The 3,394-nt window shown below is 36.5% G+C and carries 5 protein-coding genes and 1 pseudogene; all 6 read right to left on the reverse strand.

Annotation, left to right across the window (positions count from 1 at the left end):
• Positions 1–203: pseudogene (locus K8S13_RS10175) on the reverse strand (exonuclease domain-containing protein); the annotation flags it as partial.
• A gap of 101 nt (positions 204–304) precedes the next feature.
• The gene (gene rpsI / locus K8S13_RS10180; RefSeq protein WP_291462337.1) at positions 305–700 is read right to left on the reverse strand and encodes a 30S ribosomal protein S9; all 396 of its coding nucleotides are present in this window, start codon (positions 698–700) and stop codon (positions 305–307) included.
• Positions 701–725: 25 nt separating this feature from the next.
• The gene (gene rplM / locus K8S13_RS10185) at positions 726–1,160 is read right to left on the reverse strand and encodes a 50S ribosomal protein L13 (protein WP_291462338.1); all 435 of its coding nucleotides are present in this window, start codon (positions 1,158–1,160) and stop codon (positions 726–728) included.
• Positions 1,161–1,233: 73 nt separating this feature from the next.
• Positions 1,234–1,644, reverse strand: a complete 411-nt coding sequence (locus tag K8S13_RS10190; RefSeq protein ID WP_291462339.1) for a polymer-forming cytoskeletal protein — start codon at positions 1,642–1,644, stop codon at positions 1,234–1,236.
• Positions 1,645–1,655: 11 nt separating this feature from the next.
• The gene (locus tag K8S13_RS10195) at positions 1,656–3,146 is read right to left on the reverse strand and encodes a M14/M99 family metallopeptidase (protein ID WP_291462340.1); all 1,491 of its coding nucleotides are present in this window, start codon (positions 3,144–3,146) and stop codon (positions 1,656–1,658) included.
• Positions 3,147–3,151: 5 nt separating this feature from the next.
• Positions 3,152–3,394 (reverse strand): hypothetical protein (locus K8S13_RS10200; protein ID WP_291462341.1); only part of this gene is annotated, 243 nt, incomplete at its 5' end.

Below are 3,394 nucleotides of genomic sequence, written 5' to 3' on the forward strand. Positions count from 1 at the left end.
AGTTCTAACTCATTATAGGTTAAACCGTGGGTTAAAAAAGCTCTTGGCGAAGGCACAATATCTTTGCGCAAACGAATCGTGATCGTTTGCCTGTCAATTTCATTGAGCACAAGATCGGTTCGGATACAGGCAAATGTCAATATCTGGTCAAATGCATGGTTTAAACCGCTGGTCTCAATATCATAAAACAGATAAGTCTTCATTTTTCTTCTTCATTCCCCAATACAAAAAAGGGACAAAAAGAATACTCTTTGCCCCTAATGATTGATAACTTTGTACCCGCTGGTACAATTGTATAAAAAGACTATCTTTTTGAAAACTGGAAGCTTGCTCTTGCGCCTTTTTTACCGTATTTTTTACGCTCTTTTTTTCTTGCATCCCTTGTGAGGAATCCTGCACTTTTTAAAACCCCTCGAAGATCAGGATCTGAAAGTTCAAGCGCTTTGGACACACCAAGGCGAATAGCACCAGCCTGACCGGATTTCCCGCCACCCATTACAGTCACTTTAACATCAAAAGCATCATGGTTTTCAGTGAGAACCAAGGGAGACAAAAGCAAATCTCTTGTTACATTCAATTCAAAGTATTCGTTCAAATCTCTATTATTGACCACAATCTTACCATTACCGGGTGTTAACCATACTTTGGCTACAGAATCTTTTCTTTTACCAGTCGCGTAAAATACGTTTCCACTTTCCATTGATAATTATCGCGTCCTTTTTTTCTTAAATTTCAAATATTTCAGGCTTTTGAGCAGCATGTGGGTGCTGATCACCTGTGTATACAAATAATTTTTTGCCAAGTTTTCTACCCAGTCGATTTTTAGGGAGCATGCCCTTAACAGCCTTTTTAATAAGCTCTTCAGGTTTTTTTTCAAGCAACTCTTTTGCTGTAGTGGTTTTAAGGCTGCCAATATATCCTGAATGACGATAGTATTTTTTTTGGTCCAACTTTTTGCCGGTCATACGGATTTTATCTGCATTGATAACAATAACCCAATCACCGGTATCAACATGGGGTGTAAAGAAAGGGTTGTTTTTCCCGCGGATTCTATATGCCACTTGTGATGCAAGTCTGCCGAGAATTTTATCTTTTGCGTCAATGACGCACCAATTTTCTTTATTGTCTGATCTTTTTGCACTATATGTATATTTTTTCAATTTCTTCAACGCTCCTATTCATAAACACAATCAGCAGTATCTATATAATTTTTGAGTTTATGTCAAGCAGAATTTAAAGTTCTATTTGTTTTCCTTCTTTTAATTTATGGTTACCAAAAGTTTTTGAATTGTTCTCTGCTGACAGCGTGCTTGAGGTCTTACAGGATACTTCTGCATTTAAAATACCACCGTTTTCAACAATAAGATCTTTACATTCTACCTTGCCTGCACAAGTCCCTGTGGCAAGGATAATCAATTCCTTAGTGGCAGTAACTTCCCCTTGAAATTTGCCGCCAATGGTAAGGCTTGACACCTTTGTCGCACTGGAATTCACCCGCCCGTCCTCTGCAATAATGACCACGTCTCCTTCAATCGTACCGGTTACCTGGCCCTTGATAATCAATTTTCCAGTGCTTGATATCGAGCCTTCAATTTTCAGCTCCCTGTCAATAATTGAGAGGTTTTTGCTGTTTTTCTTTCCCACTTTATATCTCCTTAGCTTGCATATGGTTGAATATCTATAAATATTTTACCCACTTTTTTTCCTCTCAAAGTGGTTAACACATAATAATGCCGGCCTTTTTTATTCAGCGAGTAGCGTTCCATTAAAACACCTTTGGCTGTATCTATTACATAGCCTCTGTCTTCCCCGGAGTTGTTTTGATGATTACCGACAAATCCTTTAAAATTTACTATATATTTTGACGGATCTACACTACCTGCAAGAATATCTTCAATAACCAGTTTATCTCCCCTGTGAATCTTCACATGCTCATAATTATTAACAATTTTAAGTTGCCCATTTATTCTCAATTTATACCTTAAGGTTGGCGTGTCACTTGAATCAGTGACTGTAAGTTGCCTTACTGATTTTGAATCTATATCTAAAAAAACACTGCCGCACTTGTAAAAATCTTTTTTCGCCTCAATCCTGGTCGATTCATTGATAATTAATTTTTTTTTCATATCATTAAACTGATTTCCCAAACCGATCACATCAACACTAAGCCCACGCTCATAATTTGCAACAATATTATGAATCTGAATCGTATCCCCTTTATTAATTTTCAGACGTTGCATTTTTTCTACAACAACAGGGATGGAATCATTTACTGAAATAATCATGTATTGCATTTCCGGTTTTTCCAAATCAATGCCCGGGGTTTGCGGGATAATATCCAAAATTTCCATAAACGCGTTAATGGCATAAATATGCTGTCGAACTTTCTGTTCCAACGGAAGAAATTTAGCCGATTCAATACCAAATGCCGGAATTTTACAAATATGATATGCATAATATGTTGCTGACCTTAACTGCTCTTTATGAATTGAATCCGGATGATTGGTCTTATGGTTGTTAAAATGAAAAAAAAGGTCTTTATTTTCAATATGCTGATTTATCTTCTCAATCACCTTTTGGGCCATTTCCTCAAGATAAATGTCTTCTCCTAAATCTCCCCTTTTTAAAATCGAATCATCTGTAATGATGGATTGACCAAATCGGTTCGGGTTTTTATTCTTGTTTTCCCATTTATCCGAATAAATACCAGAGCCTTCATGAAGATTTAAGAAACTATCACTTTCACAAATTAATTTTTTCAGGACATTGACAACTCTGGCTTCATAATTGGAGATATTATCATCTAAAAACTTTCGATTCATGTCCTGGTTGATCTTTCTTCCCTTTTTTAAAATTGAAGGGAAATTGGCTCTTGGCACAACAATCAAATTACCTTTTTCAAGCATAAAATCAGCATAAAAATCTGCTGCAAGAAATCCACCCGGCTCATCCCCTTGAATTCCACCGATAATCAGCAATGTTTTTCCTGGTTTGGTACCATTGATCCGATAGACATGGAGTTCATTTTCTTCACCTTCAAAAAAAACGGTATGAATTTTTTGCCCGGCCAAAGCCTGGCTGCAAATTAAAAACAGAAAACTGCACACAAGTGCAAACTTTTTTTTTATATGTGACTTATTTTTCATCCTGTCTATTCTGCCTCAGTAATATCGATCAATTTTTCAAATATCAACTCAGCCTGCTCATTAAAAATAAAGATAGAGGCTGTTTTGAAGAAATCAGGATCAGCCTGATTTTTAATTCTGAATTTAACCGGTTTAAAATAAGCAATTGAGAAATACTGACCTTTTTTATACTCAGAAGGGATGCCATCCTTTAAGACTGCAGTTGGCACCACAAGCCACTGATCTTCTGATTGATTATCCGGTTTCAA

Source organism: Desulfobacula sp., assembly GCF_021107415.1.

Excerpts from the sequence above, each read along its gene's own strand:
- K8S13_RS10195 (WP_291462340.1), bottom strand. The coding sequence starts at position 3,146 with ATGAAAAATAAGTCACATATAAAAAAAAAGTTTGCACTTGTGTGCAGT.
- rpsI (WP_291462337.1), bottom strand. The coding sequence starts at position 700 with ATGGAAAGTGGAAACGTATTTTACGCGACTGGTAAAAGAAAAGATTCT.